The organism is Cohnella phaseoli (assembly GCF_003386235.1).
Taxonomy (GTDB): Bacteria; Bacillota; Bacilli; order Paenibacillales; family Paenibacillaceae; genus Cohnella; species Cohnella phaseoli.
Map to the genome: position 1 here is coordinate 251232 of NZ_QRDZ01000004.1, position 19393 is coordinate 270624.

Genomic DNA, 19393 nt, shown 5'->3' on the forward strand with positions numbered 1-19393 from the left:
GCATCGAAACGTAAAAGGTGAGAGGTCCTTTGTCTATTCACGAAATCGCCAAGCGCGCGGGCGTATCGATCGCCACGGTCAGCAACGCCTTGAACAACAAGAAAAAAGTAAGCCACAAAACGCGGGAACGCATCATGCGATTAGCCGAAGAATTGAATTACGTTCCGAATTCTTTGGCGCAGGGCTTGCTGGCTAAAAAGACGAATATCGTCGGATTAATCGTACCGGATCTTTCGGTACCCTATACGTTATCCATCATCCGTCATCTGGAATTTTATGCTCGTGAGAACAGCTTATTTATTCTTCTCGGACATACGGACGGACAGTTCGACACCTTATGGAGCATCGTGGATAACTTCATCAATAAAAACGTGGACGCGATTATCCTCGCAACCGGTCTTGAGGGAGCTCAGGAAGAGAGCATGGCCAAAGTGATCGCGCGCATTCAGAAATTTAACGTGCCGATGGTCATTATGTCTCCTTTACGGTCGCTCCATCAGCACAGAACGAATTACGTGATTCCGGATTTAGAGGAGGGATCCCTCCAGATCACCCGGTATTTAATGGAACAGAACTTGCGCAGCGTTGTCTATTTCGGCGGCAATCCATCGGAATATTTAACCGAGGTCCGGCACCTGGGCTTTACGAAAGCGTTGGAGGGAAGCCGTCACCCCGTATCTCCGGACATGTTTTACTATTGCGGATATACGTTCCAGAACGGCTACCAAGCTATCGTCCGCTATCTGGATGAGGGGCAGGAGCTTCCTCAAGCTATCGTGGCGATCAACGATATGGTCGCATTCGGAATTCTTCGGGGGTTGAGGGAAAGAGGAATCCGCGTACCCGAGGATGTCTCGTTGGTCGGGTACGACGATATCGAGCTGCAGGTATTGGATTTCCTCCCGCTAACGACTGTTCAAATTCCGGTGGACGAAATGTGCAAGCTGTGTATCGACGGCATCATGAAGTGCAGGGAAGGGAACAACTTGACCTTCCAGTACTCCTTGAAACCTAACATTGTGATTAGAGACTCGGTGAAGACCAGGTCCTAGATTCAGGCGACTGCCGAGCTAACGCAGATAAGCGACGTTAGCTCGGGATGTCGAGATCGCAGGACAAAAGTTTGAAAGCGATTACATTTTGGGTTTTTTACAAATATTAACCTTAAGGGGTGTTTGTTTAATGGCAGTTTCTAAGAAAAGAATTGTTTGGACGAATGCAGCGCTTGTATTGATTCTGATATTCTCTTTAACGGCATGCGGCGGCAAGAAAGAGGAAACGAAAGCCGGTCAGACCTCCTCCTCGCAAGAAACAAGCGACGAACCCGTGACGATCACTTACTCCACGTTCAGAGCGGAAGACGAAGTTATTTTCAATCAGCTTATCGAGAAATTCCAGCAGGAAAATCCCGGGATCACCGTTAAATTCGAGTCTAACAAGGACGGCGGCGCTTATTATCAGACGCTGAAGGCCAATCTATCGTCCGGACAAGCCCCCGACGTGTTCGACATTCATCCCAACACGGACTATACGACTTTCGCCAAAGAAGGAATAATCGCGGACCTGTCGGACCAACCTTTCGTAACCAACTATCAGGACGGACCCAAAGCGCTAACGACGATCGACGGCAAAATCTACGGCTTTAACCATGCCGTCAATTTGATCTGCGTTATTTACAATAAGGAAATATTCAAAAAGCACAATGTGGACGTACCTAAGGATTGGAACGATTTCGTAAGCATCGTAAACAAGCTTAAAGCGGGGGGCGAGGGCGGAATCGCCTATGCGGGAGGCGATGTCAAGACGGTGTGGTTGTTCAACGCCATTGCTAACGAGCTGATGAATCCCGCAGACTACAAGGCGTTTACCGAAGGAATAGACAACGGCAGCGTCACGACGATCAAAGATAACGCGAAGATTTATACAGCGTTGAAAACCCTCTCCGAGTATAACAAACAAGGGCTGCTATATACGAATTCCGACGGCGTGAAGTATCCTCAGTCGTTGTCGCTCTTCGCGCAAGGGAAATCCCCTATGGTGATCATCGGGACATGGACGTTTGGAACCAAGGATACGGACTATCCGGGAATCGACGTAGGCATCTTCCCGATCCCGACGCTCGAAGGGACCCAAGTCGGGTATGCGGAGCCGGCGCAGATTTCCGTAGTGAACGCCAAGTCGAAGCATATCGAAGCGGCGAAGAAATGGGTAAACTTCCTAGGCTCTCCAGAGAATGCGGCAATCTACGTCAACCAAGCCAAGATGACGACGACGGTCAAGGGCGTCGAGGCGAATTTCGACGGTGCGGATATTCTCGGGGTAGAGATGAAGAAGCAGGTGAACGTCTTTCCGATTATCGGCACTCAGAACGTAGACAGCTATCAGGCGGATTACGACGCGATGAAAGACAATATTTTGTTCAAAGGCGAGGATGTGGACGAGGAAATCGCCAAATTCGAAAAACTGCTTCAAAAGGCAAACCTTAAAAATCTGAAGTAAGTAACAGAAAGCCGTTAACCCTATGATGCGGGCGTTGAGCGGTAGACGAATCGTATCATAGGGTTTAACAAAGGAGAGTTATACGTGCAAAGCAGCCTGAGAAAGAAACTATCTCCCTATAAGTATGTGTTGATCATGCTTCCCGGGCTTATCGTATGGTTCGTGCTTGCGATCTGGCCCCATCTTCAAGTGTTCCCGATGGCGTTTTATAAATGGAACGGCTTTTCCTCCAACAAAGTATTCGTCGGTTGGCAAAATTTCGAATCCTTCTATCGCAGTTCCGGGTTTATGGTCGGATTAAAAAATACGGTATTGTACGTCCTGTTCCTATTCGTCGTTCAGACGGTTCTCTCCGTTGTTCTGGCGGTCGTCTTAAAAAGAAACACGAGGCTCAATCGGTTTTTTCGCACGTTTTTCTTTCTTCCGCTTGTGTTTTCGTCCGTCATGGTCGGGTTAACTTGGGGATATATGTTCGACCCGAACTTAGGGATGCTGAATCAAATTTTCGGCGCGCTCGGAATAAAAAGCCTCGAATCGTTTAATTGGCTGGGGGAACCGGTAAGAGCTATTTTCTGCATCGTAATGGTGCACATATGGGCGAATATCGGATATCCGTTGACTATTCTGACAGCCGCATTGCAGACGATTCCGGACGATCTGTACGAAGTATCGGAGATCGAAGGTGCGACCTCCATGCAGCAATTTAGGAAAGTCACGCTGCCGTTAATCACTCCCGCCTTGCTCCGAATTACGCTGTTAACGGTTATAACAGGCGCCATGGCCTTCGATTACATCATTATCCTCGGTTCCAGCGTAGGCACCGCCAACGAGTTCGATACCTGGGCCGTGAAGATCTATCAGGGGCTGCTAGGACCGAACCTTGGGGTTCCCGCAGCCATTGGCGTATTTCTTGGGGCCGTTCTTTTTATCATTTTTCTCATTCAGTTCGTCTTTACCAAAAAAGCCGAAGATGCGATTCATTAAAAGGAGGGACACCGCTTGAAAAAAAATAACGCGTTCGGCAGAATTGGCGGAAAGCTTGTCGTATACGCCTATGCCTTGTTCCTCCTGGCGCCCATCTATTTTATTACGGCAACCTCTCTGAAAGGAGAGGGGGAGGTGACCAAGAACCCGCTCGGCCTTCCCGCGTCACCGATGTTCGGAAATTTCGCGGAGGCTTTTACTCGGGGGAACATCGCCAAGTACAGTCTTAATAGCGTAGTCATTACGGGAACAGCGGTCGCATTGAGCTTGCTTAACGCCATCGTCGTATCTTACTGTCTGCATAGAATCGCACACAGAAAAATTGGAATGCTGATCTATGCGCTGATTATGAGCAGCATGCTTATTCCCGGCGTCGGCTTCGTCACCTTGCTGCATCTTTATCAAGATCTTCACCTCTATAACAATCTTTTGGGTCCGATTTTGATGGGAGCGACGGCTAGCTTGCCGTTTAACGTATTCATTTTGGTCGGTTTTCTCCGGACGCTTCCGAAGGAAATCAACGAAGCCGCCGCCATCGACGGCTGCAACGATAGACAGCTTCTCTTTTATATTTTGCTGCCGCTGGTGAAGTCGGCTATTGCTACCTTGGGCATATTCGCTTTCGTGAGCAACTGGAATAGCTTGCTTGGACCTCTGATCTTGCTTAAAAATAAAGAGCTCTTTACGATTCCGCTTGGGCTGCTGGATTTCAGGGGGACCTATACTGTCGAATACAACTATATGTTTGCCGCAATTCTGATCACTTCTCTCCCGTTAGTGCTTGTTTATCTTAGATTTCAGAAATATTTCGTCGAAGCGTTGTCTGGAAGCGTAAAGGGATAAGCAAATAATTATACGGAAATGAATTTCGGCAAGAGGATTAGCGAGATTGTCGCTGGTCTTTGCACGCGAATGAAAGCGGTTACCAAGATGCTGAGAGGGGATAAAATTCATGAAACAACTCAGGATAAAAGGTTTCGTTTGCTTGATGGTTGCGTTGCTTCTCGTTCCGTTTTTCCCGAACCCGCGCGCGCAAGCCGCAGCTATCTCCATGCCCGCGCTGGGGGATTCTCTCAAATTAATCGTACGCAACGACGAAAATTCAGGCAACCATTATCTCTATCAAAGCTTCTCGAATTCCTCCTATACTTTCCAGCCGGGCGATTATCTCGAATACGACGTGAACATTGATCAGCGGGCCGCAGGAATTGGGGGACTCGACATCGAGACGACGACGGGCCAGAAGCTCCGGAATTCCGGTTGGTCGGATCAGAACGGACTCTCGGGGCATCCGGCCGCGGATATTTCCGCTTACGCCTATAAGAGTGGTTACCACCGAAAGCTAGCGATTCCGAACGCGCTCGTAGGCACGACGGCCGACAAGTGGATGGTCGCAGGGGAGGCCGATAATCCTCTCAATGTGTACGCGGCTCGTTACGATAACATCGTCATTACGGACGGGAACGGAACCGTTCGGAAGATCGTTTATCGTCGGGCGGCGGACGCCAACCGGAATGTCGTGGAGCTTAACGCCTATACTTCGTCATCTTCCATGGCAACCGTCGTGGATAATTGGGACAAGGAAAACGCGGGAACGGCTTTGCGATTGGCGGTGACAAACGACGGGACCGCTAACAACCATTATTTGTATCGAAGCTTCTCCAACCGGCCGTACACTTTCCAAGCGGGCGATTACATCGAATACGATACGCAGTTGGAGAACTATTCTTCGGGGCTGGGCGGCATCGATATTCAGACCGCGGACAATCTGAATTTCAGGGATTCCGGTTGGACGGATCAGAATGGAATTAGCGGTCACCCGGCATCGGATGTTTCTTCCCTGGCCTATAAGGACTGGTATCATCGAAAGCTGGCCGTGCCCGCCGCAATGGTCGGCAAATCGTCCGTGAAATGGATGGCCGTCAGCGAAAACGATACCGAGAACGGAGTAGGCATCGCTTATTACGATAACATCGTCGTGACCGACGGCAACGGGAACGTGAAACAAGAGATTTACAAGGAAGCATCGCATATGACTCTAAACTCGGTCGAAATTTCCGCCCATGCTTCCTCTTCGGCCATGACGGCGATTATTCCCGTCGCGATGGGCGGAATTCCCAGCGCCAGTTCTTCTTATCTCACTGGAGATCCTTGGCAAGGAGTCGGCGGTCCCGGCAAAGCGATCGACGGCAATTTGGCCGGTTACTGGCATTCGAGAGATGCAGGCCCCAAATGGCTGGTCATCGACTTGAAACGAATTTACAATATCAAACGTTGGGCGGTCTGGCATGCTTCTTCTTTCGACGATTCACCGCTATACAACACCCAAGACTTCAAACTGCAAACCAGTTTGGACGGCGTGACTTACACCGATGCAGCTACCGTAACCGGAAATAAGGCGGGCATTACGGATCTAGATGTAGACGTGAACGCCAGATACGTCAGGCTTTACGTGACAAAAGGGACTCAGGATGGTGGAGATGGATTCGCGAGAATTCGCGAATTCGAAGTGTACGCTTCCTCGGAACCGAATATTTCAACGTATAAACCTGTCATCTCAAGTTCGTTCCAGCCGGGCGGCGAGCCCGCGAACGCCGTAGACGGATCTTACAACGCCTGGATAAGCCATTCGGCTTCCCCTAGTTGGCTAAGGGTCGATCTGGGCAAAGTCTATAAAGTCAAGCGCTGGGTTGTATGGAACGCGGCCGTTCGCGGCGAACCGGCCGTCTACAATGCTAAAGATTATAAGCTGCAAGCGAGCGACGACGGAGTAAACTTTACGGACGTGGATACCGTCTCGGGCAATACGGCGGCGGTTACCGACCGGAATATCGAAGCCGTCGGGCGTTATTTTAGACTCTACATTACGCAAGGAACGCAAACCGGTTCGGACGGGTACGTTAGATTGGCGGAGCTTGGGTTATTCGGAGAGCTCTACGGAACGGATACGCCCGTCACGTCGAATAAAACGGTTACGGCAAGTTCAACGGACCTAGGTACATCGGCTGGCAACGCGGTCGACGATCTCCTAAACACAAGATGGCGTTCTGCCGGGACGGGAACCCAATCGCTGACGGTCGACCTCGGGCTGACGCATGTTCTCGACAGGTGGGTCGTGAAGCATGCCGGCGCTAACTGGGAGAATGATCTAAACAATACGAGAGACTTCAAGCTGCAGGTAAGCAACGATGGCACGAATTACACGGACGCAGATACGGTCAGCGGGAACGAGGAAAAATCGACGGATCGCAAGATCGCGCCTGTAATAGGGAGATACGTTCGGTTGAGCATTGTGCAGGGAACGCAGACTGCGGGCGACGGCAAAGCGAGAATTCAGGAATTCAAGGTATACGGATCAGCGATCAACGCCGATCAGAATCCGGGCATCGTTACGACGTTGCATCCGACGGACGACATCGTCGTTGCTTCTTACGATGTCACCTCGGCTCCATATTTTGCCGACAAGACGGGTACGAACGACTCCACCTTGGCGATTCAAAAAGCTTTGGACGATTGTTACGCAACGGGCGGGGGAGTCGTGTACGTGCCTGCTGGCAAGTATAGAATTACGGATTCGCTCTCTATTCCCGCGCATGTCACGCTTCGGGGCGACTGGCAGGATCCGGATTCAGGGACCGATTACGGAACGGTAATCGTGGCGGACGTCCCTAGCAGCGAGCTGGAATTGCCCGGATTGATCCGAATCGGCGGCAGCGGCGGGTTAAAGGGGATGAAGATTTACTATTCAAACCAGTCCGCGGCAAGCCCGGTTCCTTACCCGTATACGATCGAGCTTCCGGGACGCGCGTATCAAGGAGAAGATTACATGCACCAAACGGTGCAGAACGTTACGCTGCTTAACTCCTATAAAGGCATCATCGCCTTTAGATCGAATACTTCGGCCTATGATTCCGTAGGAGAGGAATACTATTTGAACAACGTTAAGGGGACCGTGCTCAAGCAGGCAATGAAGCTATATAATACGGCGGACGTAGGCAAAGCCGTTCATGTTAAGTTCAACAATTCCTATTGGGCTGATGCTTCCTCGGGCTACAATCCGCAAAGCCGATCTTCCTTGGACGCGTTTACTAGAACGCAGGGGAAAGGATTGGAGATCGGCGACACCGAGTTTAGTGAGTACTACGATATCTCTTTGCATGATTACGAGATCGGCGTTCATGTCGTCAACGGATCGCGAACGGCGGGTAGCGGAACCTTCTTCGGGCTGGACGTTCAGAATAGCAATATTGCGCTAAAGGTGGATTATTTAGCGAGTCCCCAAGTCGGTTTCGTCTTTTCGAACTCTACGTTTAAGGCGAATCAAGGCGCTAATCCAGTGGCCGTGCAATTAAACAATAACATTCCCGCGCCGTTTATTTTCAATAACTCGACAATCGGCGGCGGAGCGGCCACCGCCGTGCAATTGACGACGAGTTCGTTCGTCAGTCTCAACAATTGCAAGTTCGACGATTGGACCGGACCGTATGCCATTACGGCGAATAACGGGTCGATAACGGTCGAGGGGAGCACGTTTACGCCGACGCTGACCTCCTCCAAGAAGGCCGTCGGTTTGTCGGGAGCCCTTACGTCGGCGGCTGTGCTCGGCAATGCGTTTACAGGGGATCCCAGCTTCTTTTATGACAATACTAGCTCTGGAGACGTAAAGGTCCAGCATACCGGCTATACGTTCGCGCAGCATGGCGTGACGGGTCATACGTTCAAATCATCGCTGCCCAAGCCGCCCAATGCTAACTTTTATAACGTCAAGACCTCCTATGGAGCGAAGGGAGACGCGCTCGCTGACGACACGTCGGCGATCCAGAGCGCATTGAACGATGCCGGCCTTGCGGGAGGAGGAACCGTCTACTTGCCGCCGGGGCAATACAGAATCAATACGCATCTTACCATCCCCGACCATGTGGAACTTCGGGGGGCCGAAGACGTCCCGCATAAAGGAGACGTTAAAGGCTCGGTGTTATACGTCTATGAAGGCCGCCGAACAAGCACGCCGGACAGCGATACGGCTTTTATTACTCTGAGCGGAACCGATTCTGGAATAAGGGGATTAACGATCTACTACCCGGAACAGACGAACAGCATCAGCGCATCGGGAACGTTTATTACGTATCCATGGGCCGTGCGGGGCATCGCGAGAGGCGTGTATGCGATCAACGTCAATCTTGTGAATGCTTACAAGGGAATCGACCTCGGTTATACGACGGGTTCTGCGGATAATCACTATATTAGCAATGTGAACGGAACTACATTCAAGAATGCCATTGCCGTCGGGAATAGTTCGGAAGGGTGGATAGAGGATACGCTATTCAACGCGACTTACGCAGTCAGAACGACTTTGCCGAATAGAATTCGCGAAGAATACGTCTTTGATTTCCTCTTCCCCTTTACTTGGAATGAGCAAATCGCGTATTTAATCGGCAAAGCGGATAACGAGCATATGCTGAACAATTTCGTGTTCGGAGCGAATACGGCTTACAAATACGTCTCGCAAGGAGGCAGCGGCGGGAATGTGACGTCTATTAATAATTCGGCCGACGGGACATTTAACTTTATGGAAGTCAACGGGACGGGGGCGAGCGGACTAACGGTCGTCAATTCCCAGACGACCACCTATTTCCCGAACTCGAAGCATATTCAGATGAACGGCGGAACGGCCAAATTTTTTAACTTCACTAGCGCGAAGGTGTACTTCGACAACCCGGGCATTCACGTGACGGGCGGGGATTCCGTATTCCAAGGCATATTCTATCCCGGGCAGAACGTCATTTCCGGGGGGACGACCCATTGGAACAGCGTGTGGTTTCAAAACTCGGGAGTTTCAGGAGCGCAGCTTACTATTTCTCCAGGGGTATTCGGATCAAGCGTATCGGGATCCGCGGGCAAGGACGTGCTGAATATCGTTAATCATGCGGGTCCCGGCATGGAACTGAGCAATAACGTGAAATATTGAGGAAGCAATCATGAAAACGGCCTGGCAGCTTGGGGAGACTCCCCCGAGCGCCAAGCCGTATTTTTATTCCGATTTTTAACTTGGATGGTTCCGCGTGAATAGCTTCTTATCGAAAAACAAGATCGCGATAAACAGCACGATGGCGACGAGAAGGATGGACGCCGGAATAATGAACGAAAGCAGCGTCGCCGTATTTTCCGCTTTGTAGTAAGCCAGCATGCCGAACGGCATTAGCCCGCCCCCGATCAGAGCGGCCCAAACTTGCAGCTTGGCCGTTCGAACCATGCCGATCTCTTTGAAGACGTAATAAAAAATGCCGTAAGCGAACAGGGTTAGCCAGCCGACAACAAGAATGTGCGCATGGACGGGAGTCATCGAATAGTCTTCTTTGCCGGCCATATCCGAACCGATAAGAGCGCCGATTAGCGAATATATGGCCGCGATTCGGATCAACCATTTGCTGTATGCGATCATGATGGAATTCTCTCCTTGTATATAAGTTTGAACCAGTGAAAAGGAAGTCCATTGCATTCCGTAAGGGATTGTTTTGCCGACTTCGGACTGGTTGTTGGGTTGCGGCTGTTCTACAACGGAAAAGTCATAAACCGCAGCCCGAATCTGGCCTGAGCGAACGATGGAGGTTTGTGCGAAAAATCGTACAAAGCAGCCCGAATCTGGCATAGGCGGCGGACGATTGTAGGGAAAATCGTACAAAGCAGCCCGAATCAGGCATAAACGACGGACGTTTATGCGAAAAATCGTACAAAGCGACCAAAGATCAAGAGGTGAATGTCACTAAAGCGTCTTCGATGATTATACGGATAAATATTGGTGATTATATGGAAATGTTGTGGATCGTGATTCTATCTCCGGGAGGTACAAACTCTTTCTTTGTCTATCGATCATCTCAGGCAATTCTGTTTATGGGATATCCCTCAAAAACTGCGGCAAAACCATTCCCTTTCCCCATTTCAATTGGTTATCTCTTTGACGTCTTTGGTTCAACTTATATGGTTTTGCCTATAACTGTAGTCGTGCATTATGAACGGAGCGTGAACGGAATGTTACGAGATCGCGGTAGCTGCGATGCAGGGAGGAGAAGCGTTGATAAGGCAAGAATTTCTGGGGCGAAGGAAGTGCGGCGCGGCACGGTACGGCGCTCCGCCTTCCGATTCCGTTATTGAATCCCTCCGAGTTAGATGTACAATAGGGAGGAAATATATTTGCATATGATTGTTTTCGTTTATGTCAAATTAGTGTTTAGTTACAATGGTTATTCCGTAGGCCATGGACCATCTTTTTGATCATTATTGACATCGAGGGGGCGCGGCATGAAAATCAGATTGTGCGGAGCCGGCACGCTGCTGAGAGGGGCGGAGAAGCCGGGCGGCGGCATGCATCCTTCCTGCCACGAGCTTCTGTACATTACCGATGGAAAGGTTCGGTTCAAGTGGAGAGGGAATATGTGCGAGGCGGAAGCGCCGGCCGTATTCATGCTGCCCGATTCGACGCCTCACGAGCTCGAAAGCTTGCAAACAGAGTCCCGTTTTCGGTTTTTGGAGCTGTTCGAGCCGGAGGATTTCCGGTTTACCGATCGTCAGGTGGACGAATGGAACTTCATGCAGGCGCGCAAGGAAATGTACGCCAAGACGGTGTTGGCCGCTTCGGTCCTGCAGGCTCTCGATTTCGTCTATCATCTTCATGCGACGGGAGCGGCTGGGGAGGATGACGATTTGGAGACGGTGTGCCTGCTCGAAATTCGCAAAATCTATCGGCTGATCGCACATATTTTGAGACTCTCCGCGAATTCCGGAGCTGCAAGCCCTTCTCGCAAGCCCAAGGTCGGGGCCCGCGATGCGGTGGACCTGGTTGTCGATTACCTCGATTGGCGCTATAAGGAGAACGTGACGCTGGAGGCGCTCGCTCAGCTTGTCGCACTCGATCCGTCGTACCTCGTCAGGCTGTTCAAGAAGCATATGAATAAGACGCCCTTCGAATATTTGCGGGATCTCCGCCTGAAGGCCGCCGCCAGCTACTTGTCGGGCAGCGATATGGCGATCGCGGACATCGTGCAGGAGACGGGCTTTAACAGCGTTCATCATTTTACAAGGCTGTTCAAGTCGTACTACGGGCAAAGCCCGGCAGAATGGCGCAAGCAGCTGCGAAGCTCCGAGTCCCGTTAAAGCGCTCCGGCGCCTAGCGCGGCCCGGCGCGATACTGCCCCGGCGTCATCCCCGTCGCCTGCTTAAACAGGCGGTGGAATCGCTTAAGGTCGGGAAGCCCGGACTGAGCGGCAATGTCGGCGACGGTTAAGGAGCTCAGGGAAGGATCGGCGAGCAGCATGCGGCTGCGGTCGATCCTTTCTTTGCGGAGCAGCGCCGAGAAGCTAAGCCCGGTTTGCTCTGCAAGATCGCGCTGCAGCTGCCTTTCGCCGATGCCGGCGTGTCTGGCGATTTGCGCCAGCGTAATCCTTTCGTGAAGCCGCTCGCGAATGTACTGCAGCGCCCGCTCGATCCGGTAAGGGACGGCGTCTCTTGCAACGGCGTCTGCACCCGGTTCCATGGCGCGCTCCATCCCGATCAGAAGCTGCAGCAGCAGGCCGACGAGCATCGTCTCGAAGCCGGTTCGCTTGCTCTCGAACTCGGCATGCAGCGACTCGAACAGACGCCCGAATTCGCCGTTTGTCTCCCGCATCCGCAGCCATCCGCCCGGCTCGGACACGAGCTGGCGGAAACGGTATAATCCGTATTCGGCAGGCAGAAGCGAGGTCAGAAATTGAAATAGTTTCTCGTCGAAAATGCAATTGACAATCAGCAGCGGCTCCTTGGCGCTTGGAGAAGACGGACGGAAGATGTGGGAGACGCCGACGGGCAGGAAAAACAGATCTCCCTGGGAGACGCGGATCGTCTCGTCGCCGATATAGTGGAAGCCGGCGCCCGACCAGACGTAGCAGATCTCGATAAAATCGTGCTCGTGCTCAGGTAGATCGAACCGCTCGCTGACTCTGTTGACGAAAATATTCAGCCCGTTATGAAAGAATAGCTCTCCTTTTTCCAGCCAAATCCCCGATCTTTTCATCTTCATCCTCCGTTCCCGTTGTTGCATATCTACCCGTCGCTGCTTGAATGTGAATGAAGTCATCATAAACCTATTCCAAGTCGCGATCAACCCATAACGTTACTCGCCCGATTTTCTACAATTAAGAGAGATTATATTGACGAAAGGTGTGTACCTATGAGCTGGCAGGCATTATGGATTTGGGGAGACGGAGAGGAAAGCCCCCGCAACGAGTGGAGATGCTTCCGCAAAACGTTTGACGTTCCGGCCCAAGGAGCGGAATCGGCTTCGCTGCGGGTTTCGGCGGATTCAAGATATGTGTTGTTCGTTAACGGAACGCAGGTAGGAAGAGGCCCGGTACGGTCGTGGCCGTTCGAGCAGTCTTACGATACGTACGAGGTCGGCCATCTTCTGCGGGCGGGAGAACCTAACACGATTGCGGCGCTTGTCCTCCATTTTGGGGTTTCGACCTTCTATTATTTGCGCGGGCGCGGCGGGCTGCTGGCCCAGCTCGACTATGGCACGGGCGAGGTCGGCTTAAAGACGGACGCCTCCTGGCTCACTTCCATCCATAACGGGCAGCATTCGAGATCGCCGCGCATGTCGTGTCAGCAGGCTTTCGCGGAGTATGTGGATGCGAGGGATTGGGACGGCGATTGGATGAATGCCGATTACGACGACTCGGGATGGACGGGCTCGGTAGAGCTGGGAGAAGTCGGAATGGCTCCGTGGACGTCCATGAAGCCTCGCGACATCCCGATGCTGACGGAAGAGCTTATTTATCCGGTTCGCGTCGAAGCGTTGGCTAAGGTAAGCACGTTTAAGCTGTCGACCGTCATCGACGTGCGCAGCGTCATGGCTCCGGGCAGCGAGGAGCATTCGGATATCGTACAGTTCACCGGCTACGTGGCGACGACAATTCGGGCCGGTAGAGCGGCGCGGGCGACGATGGGCTTCCTTGCTTGGGGAGAGTGCTTGAAGCGCTTCTCCTGGAACGGAGAGATTGTCGGGTCGGATCGCTTCTACGGCATTATGCCGGAGCGGTATGTGGACGTCGAGCTGAAGGAAGGGGACAATCTGCTGCTGATCGATGTCTCCACGGAGCGAGTTCATCACGGCAAGCTGAACATCGGCGTATATGCGGATGATCCGGCTGAACTGAGCTTTGTTTATCCGGGTGCGGGCGAGTCGGAGTCCGCGTTTCTGGCGGTCGGGCCTTATGATTCGGCGGTTAACTACGATCATAAGCCTTCACGCGAGGTAAACTGGGAGGACGAGGCGTACAAGTCCGTGCTTGGAGACGTAAAGGGAGCGGAGGACCTGGGGCGGTACGCGGCCGTGTCGAAGCCGATTCCGCTGAAATACGTGGCGGAGGCGGACGTCTTCGGTCTATGCGTATGGCGGAAAGACGATGTGAAGCTGGCCGTTCCCGCGCAGCTTCAGAACGCGGTCATCCCGCATGGGGAAGCGGGAGTCGTTCCTGTGTTCGAAGGCTTCGACACCGAGGTGCTGTTCGACCTGGGCAAGGAGTATTCCGGTTATCTGTCGTTCGAGATTGAAGCGGAGCCAGGAACGGTGCTGGACTGGTACGGCTTCGAGTACATGGCGGGAGAGTACCGTCAGCAGACGTACGGACTGGACAATACGGTTCGGTATGTAACCAAGGCGGGACGCCAATCGTATTCGACGCCTGTCCGCAGAGGGCTGCGGTATTTGGCGCTTAACGTGCGCGGAGCTTCCGCCCCGGTGAAAATATACAACGTCGCGTTCACGCAAAGCAATTACCCGGTCGCGGAGGTCGGACGATTCGAATGCTCCGATCCGCTGCTGAACGACATCTGGGAAATCAGCCGGCACACGACAAAGCTATGCATGGAGGATACGTTCGTCGATTGCCCGGCTTACGAGCAGACGTTCTGGGTCGGCGACAGCCGCAACGAGGCGCTCGTCAGCAACTATTTGTACGGCGTACAGGACATTCTGAAGCGCTGCCTGCGCCTTGTTCCGGGATCGAAGGACCAGTCGCCGCTGTATGCCGATCAGGTTCCGAGCGGATGGAGCAGCGTTATTCCGAACTGGACTTTCTTCTGGGCAATCGCCTGCAAGGAATATTACGAGCAGACGGGGGACAGAGCGTTCGCGGCCGAGATGTACGAGCATGTTCGCTTTACGATTGAGCACTACTTGCAGAAAATCGACGAGAACGGCCTGTTTAACGTCAAAGGCTGGAACCTGCTCGACTGGTCCCCGATCGATCAGCCGAACGAAGGCGTCGTGACGCATCAAAACCTGTTCCTGGCGCAGACGCTGCGCGTAGCCGCGGAAATGGGCGAGCTGTCCGGGGATGCGGAGGGAGCGGCTCGGTATCGCGAAGCGTCCGATCGGCTGGCGGCGGCCATTAACGAACATCTCTGGAACGAGGAGAAGCAAGCCTACATCGACTGCATCCATGCGGACGGCCGCCGTTCGAGCGTGCTCAGCATGCAGACGCAGGTAGTCGCTTCGCTAACCGGCGTTGCCCAAGGCGAACGCAAGCGGAGGATGGACGCCTATCTGTTCTCTACGCCGACGAATTTCGTGCAGATCGGTAGCCCGTTCATGTCCTTCTTCTATTACGAGGCTTTGGCCAAGGTTGGCGGCGTATCGGTCATTCTGGACGATATCCGCAAAAACTACGGCAACATGATTCGCCACGGCGCGACGACCTGCTGGGAGCAATATCCGAACTTCGCCGAAAACCGCGCCAACCCCGACGAGCTGACGCGCAGCCACTGTCACGCGTGGTCTTCCGCTCCGGCGTATTTCCTCGGCCGCGAAACGCTTGGGGTACGCAGCCTCTCGGCCGGCTGGACAGAAGTCGAGATCGCTCCGGTTCCATGCGGACTCTCGTGGGCTCGCGGCAGCGTGCCGCATCCGGCGGGCGGCAGAATCGACGTCAGTTGGACCGCGGACGAAGCGGCTGGGCGCATGCAGCTATCCGTCTCTTATCCCGCGGACGTGAGCGTGCGGATCAAGCTTCCGGAAGGCTTCGCGGGCGAGGTCAAGGAAACGAAGCTGGAGCGTCTAGTTTGAGGAAAACATAGGTAGAACATCAACGGCTGTCCCGAAAGCGAGCAACTCCGCTTATGGGACAGCCGTTGATGTTTTCCGACACTTTAGGTCCTTCCGAGGGTGTGGAATTTTTAGTAAATTTTATAGGTTTATGATATACAATTACTTTTATAACAGGAATTTTTTTCTAGTCAGGGATAGAGTATTGCTGTAGAATAAAATCGTCGTCAAAATTCGAGTGAAACTTCTATACATACAGGGGAGGGAGTTTGAAGCTATGACATCGGGAACAGCCGCCGGGTCTAGTCGTACAAGCCCGTTTAAGAGACGGATATTCGCTATACTAACCATCTGCTTTATATTGATTTGGAGCTTGTCTTCAGCACTAGGGAACGTGCATGCGGCTTCCACATTGACCATCACTAAAGAGCCGGAGGATATTGAGGTAACTGAAGGCGCCCCGAATCAAACGTTTTCTGTCGAGGCAACAGGAGATGGCACTTTGACTTATCAGTGGTATAGGTCTGCCGGCGGCAGCACCTTCGGATTGCCAGGCAAAACGGAATCCACATTAACGATCCCGATCCCGGCATCTGCCTTTGAGTCGGACTACTACGTTGTTGTTTCCGACGGTGTAACCAGTGTAACAAGCCGATCGGCCCACTTAAAAGTGAATGCGGTGTCGTTCGCTCCTGTGCCGACGATTAATTCGCAACCGATAGGCGACGAAGATCTGGAAGAGGGCGATCCGAATCCGGTTCTCAGCGTTTCGGCAAGCGTCTATAGCGGTTCATTGAGCTATCAGTGGTATCGCAATACGACGAACAGCACGTCGGGCGGTTTTATGCTAGAGGGCAAAACAACGAGTACGTTAACGGTGTCGGCAGGCGCAGCTCACGATTCGTACTACTACGTAGTGGTGACGAATAGCGCGCCCGATATGAAAACGTCAAGCGTAAAAAGCAACACTGCCCATGTACTCGTAACGGATGTTACTGCACCTTCCGTAGCGGTTTCATCGGCCATAAACAGGCCGACTGCGCAAGCTGCATTTGCCATTAGGATTCTATTCAGCGAGCCTGTAACGGGATTCTCGGCGGCAGGTATCTCCGTCAATAACGGCAGTGTCGGCAATTTTCAGGAAATAGGCGGTATACTGTACACGGCGGACGTTACTGCGGCAGCAGAAGGTCCGGTTACAATCGATATTGCCGCCAATGCGGCGCAGGACAATTACGGTCATGGGAACACGGCGGCAACGCCTTATGTCGTTACCTATGATACGACTGGACCCAAGGTGAATATTTCCTCATTGGCCGCGAATCCGACGAATCAGTCGTCGTTTGTCGTTACGCTGGCTTTTGACGAACCGCCGCTCGATTTTTCGGCCGACGATATTGCGGTAACGAACGGGACGGCCAGCCAACTGCAATCGGCGGACGGCTTGACGTACACGGCAGTCATCCAACCGACAACCGACGGAACGGTAACGGTTAATATGGCGGCGGGCGTGGTGAACGATGCGGCAGGCAACGTGGGAACAGCGGCATCGACCTCGTTCAGCACCGTCTACGATGCTACAGCGCCAACTGTAAGCATTGCTTCGTCGGCATCGAATCCGACCAACCATTCTCCGTTCGAGGCGACGTTCACCTTCAGCGAAGCGGTCACCGGTTTTGTGCTAGGCGACATTTCAGTAACGAACGGAAACGCAAGCAACCTGGCTACTTCGGACAATGTGACCTATACGGCAGAAATTACGCCAGCGTCAGATGGGCCGGTAACGGTAAGCGTTGCGGCAGGCGCGGCAATCGATGCGGCGGGCAACGCTAACTTAGCGGTTGCGACGCCTTACAGCACCGTCTACGACACTACTGCGCCCGTACTAACATCGGTGAGTATCTCCAGCGACAATACGTCGCCTTCACTCGCGAAGGTTGGGAATACGGTAAAGGTAACCTTCAGCGCGAACGAAACGCTGGCGAATTCGCCGACGGTGACAATTGCGGATCAGGCTGCCTCCCTGACAGAAGCTGCGGGCGTATACACCGCAGTCTATCAGTTGACCGGGGCCGAGGCGGAAGGCGCGATTCCTCTGCGGATTGCGTTTGGCGATCTGGCGGGAAATGCAGGGACAGCGGTCGTCGAGACGACGGATGCAAGCACTGTTGTTTTCGACAAGACGCCTCCGGTACCGATTATTTTAAGCCCGGGCAACCAAACGCGAACGACCGACAAACGTCCGGAGATTAAAGGAACAGCGGAACCGGGAAGTACGGTTGCGATTACAATCAATGGCGACGAAAGCCGCGTGCAAGCGGACAGTAACGGCGAGTGGCAGTTCAGGCCGGTAAATAACTTGTCTAATGGAACGTACACAATCACCGTTGACGCAACCGATCCTGCCGGGAACGAAAGCGAGGTTCAGGCCGAGTTAACCCTTGTGATTTATACGGAAAGTACATCCGGAGGCACTACGGAAAATACGCCTGAGGCTACCAAAGAAAATGAACCCGATCTCTATACGGACGTTCTGATTAACGGCAAAGCGTTTAAGCTCGGCAAGCTGACAACCAGCCGACAAAACGGCCGGTCCGTCGCAACGCTTACGATCGATGAGCGCGGACTGGAAAAAATGCTTGCGGGAGAAGGGCCGCGAGCAGTGCTCACGATTCCGATGAATACGGAATCCGACGTTCTGATCGGAGAACTGAACGGGCAAATCATTAAGACTCTGGAGCAAATGCAAGCCGTAATAGAGTTAAAAACAAAGCGAGCTACGTACAGGCTGCCTGCACAGCAATTTAACATCGATGACCTGGTTAAACAGTACGGCAATTCGATTAACCTGCACGACATTGTTGTACAGATCGAGATAGCGGCTCCGACAAAGGAAATGACGCAGCTGCTGGAAATTGCCGCTAAGAAAGGATCGTTTACGGTTGCCGCCCCTCCTGCGAGTTTCACGATAAGAGCTTCGCATGCGGGCAAGATTGAGGAAATATCGAAGTTCAATACTTACATTGAACGGACGATCACTTTGCCGAAAGGTACAAATTCGAGCAGAATGACGACGGGAGTCGCGATTGAACCGGATGGAACGGTACGCCATGTCCCGACCCGAATTGAAGTTGTCGATGGGAACTATATCGCGCATATCCATAGTCTGACGAACAGTATTTACACTGTTGTATGGCATCCTCTTGAATTTGCCGATATGGCGAACCATTGGGCGAAAGAGGATGTTAACGATATGGGCTCGCGAATGGTGATCGACGGTTCAGGAAACGGACGGTTCAGTCCTGATGTCGATATTACGCGTGCGGAATTTGCGGCGATTATCGTGCGCGGGCTCGGATTAAAACTTGAAAACGACCGGGAAGCGTTCTCCGACGTGAAATCCGCCGACTGGTACAGCGACGCCGTTCAAACGGCGTATGCCTATAGCTTGATCGACGGATTCGAAGACGGGACTTTCCGGCCGAATGACAAGATTTCACGCGAACAAGCGATGGCTATCCTTGCTAAAGCGATGAAAATTACAAACGGACCCGAAGCGGCAACCCTGACTGCCGAAGCGGCTGAAGAGACGCTGCGTTCCTATACGGATGCGGCCGATGCATCGGCTTGGGCCAGAAGCGGTATTGCAAGCAGCGTAAAATCCGGATTGATATCGGGCAGAAGCGAATCGGCGCTCGCACCAAAAGCGAATATCACAAGAGCTGAGGTTGCGGTTATTGTCAAACGTCTGCTCAAACAAGCCGGCTTGATTTAAGCTCTGCTCATTCTCCCCACTACACAATCGTCTCGGCATAGCTGTGGCAGCCGCCGCAG

General features: G+C 52.7%; 10 protein-coding genes. 8 read left to right on the forward strand and 2 right to left on the reverse strand.

The annotated features are described in order from the left end of the window. Window positions 1-29 precede the first annotated feature (29 nt). From DFP98_RS07275 to DFP98_RS07295, 5 genes are all read left to right on the forward strand, one after another. Window positions 30-1052, forward strand: a complete 1023-nt coding sequence (locus tag DFP98_RS07275) for a LacI family DNA-binding transcriptional regulator (protein ID WP_181917538.1) — start codon at window positions 30-32, stop codon at window positions 1050-1052. A gap of 130 nt (window positions 1053-1182) precedes the next feature. Beyond that, the gene (locus DFP98_RS07280) at window positions 1183-2499 is read left to right on the forward strand and encodes an ABC transporter substrate-binding protein (RefSeq protein ID WP_116059909.1); all 1317 of its coding nucleotides are present in this window, start codon (window positions 1183-1185) and stop codon (window positions 2497-2499) included. Between the two features lie 84 nt (window positions 2500-2583). Continuing rightward, window positions 2584-3483 carry a carbohydrate ABC transporter permease gene (locus DFP98_RS07285; RefSeq protein WP_116059910.1) on the forward strand — a complete coding sequence of 300 codons (900 nt, stop codon included), beginning with the start codon at window positions 2584-2586 and terminating at the stop codon, window positions 3481-3483. 15 nt (window positions 3484-3498) lie between these two features. Beyond that, the gene (locus DFP98_RS07290) at window positions 3499-4326 is read left to right on the forward strand and encodes a carbohydrate ABC transporter permease (protein WP_116059911.1); all 828 of its coding nucleotides are present in this window, start codon (window positions 3499-3501) and stop codon (window positions 4324-4326) included. Window positions 4327-4435: 109 nt separating this feature from the next. Then, window positions 4436-9451, forward strand: a complete 5016-nt coding sequence (locus tag DFP98_RS07295; RefSeq protein WP_116059912.1) for a discoidin domain-containing protein — start codon at window positions 4436-4438, stop codon at window positions 9449-9451. Between the two features lie 75 nt (window positions 9452-9526). Here the strand turns inward: DFP98_RS07295 and DFP98_RS07300 are convergent, their stop codons facing one another. Further along, window positions 9527-9925, reverse strand: a complete 399-nt coding sequence (locus DFP98_RS07300) for a hypothetical protein (protein ID WP_116059913.1) — start codon at window positions 9923-9925, stop codon at window positions 9527-9529. Window positions 9926-10782: 857 nt separating this feature from the next. On the opposite strand from DFP98_RS07300, the gene DFP98_RS07305 reads away from it, so the two are divergent. After that, window positions 10783-11634 (forward strand): AraC family transcriptional regulator, encoded by an 852-nt coding sequence (locus DFP98_RS07305; protein ID WP_116059914.1) that lies wholly within the window; start codon window positions 10783-10785, stop codon window positions 11632-11634. Between the two features lie 13 nt (window positions 11635-11647). On the opposite strand, the gene DFP98_RS07310 is transcribed toward DFP98_RS07305, so the two are convergent. After that, complete coding sequence (locus tag DFP98_RS07310; RefSeq protein WP_181917539.1) at window positions 11648-12529, reverse strand: AraC family transcriptional regulator; 882 nt, start codon at window positions 12527-12529, stop codon at window positions 11648-11650. A 156-nt stretch (window positions 12530-12685) separates the two neighbouring features. Between DFP98_RS07310 and DFP98_RS07315 the strand changes: the two genes are divergently transcribed. Both DFP98_RS07315 and DFP98_RS07320 read left to right on the forward strand, forming a co-directional pair. Then, entirely contained in the window at window positions 12686-15580 is a 2895-nt protein-coding gene (locus tag DFP98_RS07315; RefSeq protein ID WP_116059916.1) for a family 78 glycoside hydrolase catalytic domain, read from the forward strand. Between the two features lie 481 nt (window positions 15581-16061). Continuing rightward, window positions 16062-19334 (forward strand): Ig-like domain-containing protein, encoded by a 3273-nt coding sequence (locus DFP98_RS07320; protein WP_181917540.1) that lies wholly within the window; start codon window positions 16062-16064, stop codon window positions 19332-19334. Window positions 19335-19393 lie beyond the last annotated feature (59 nt).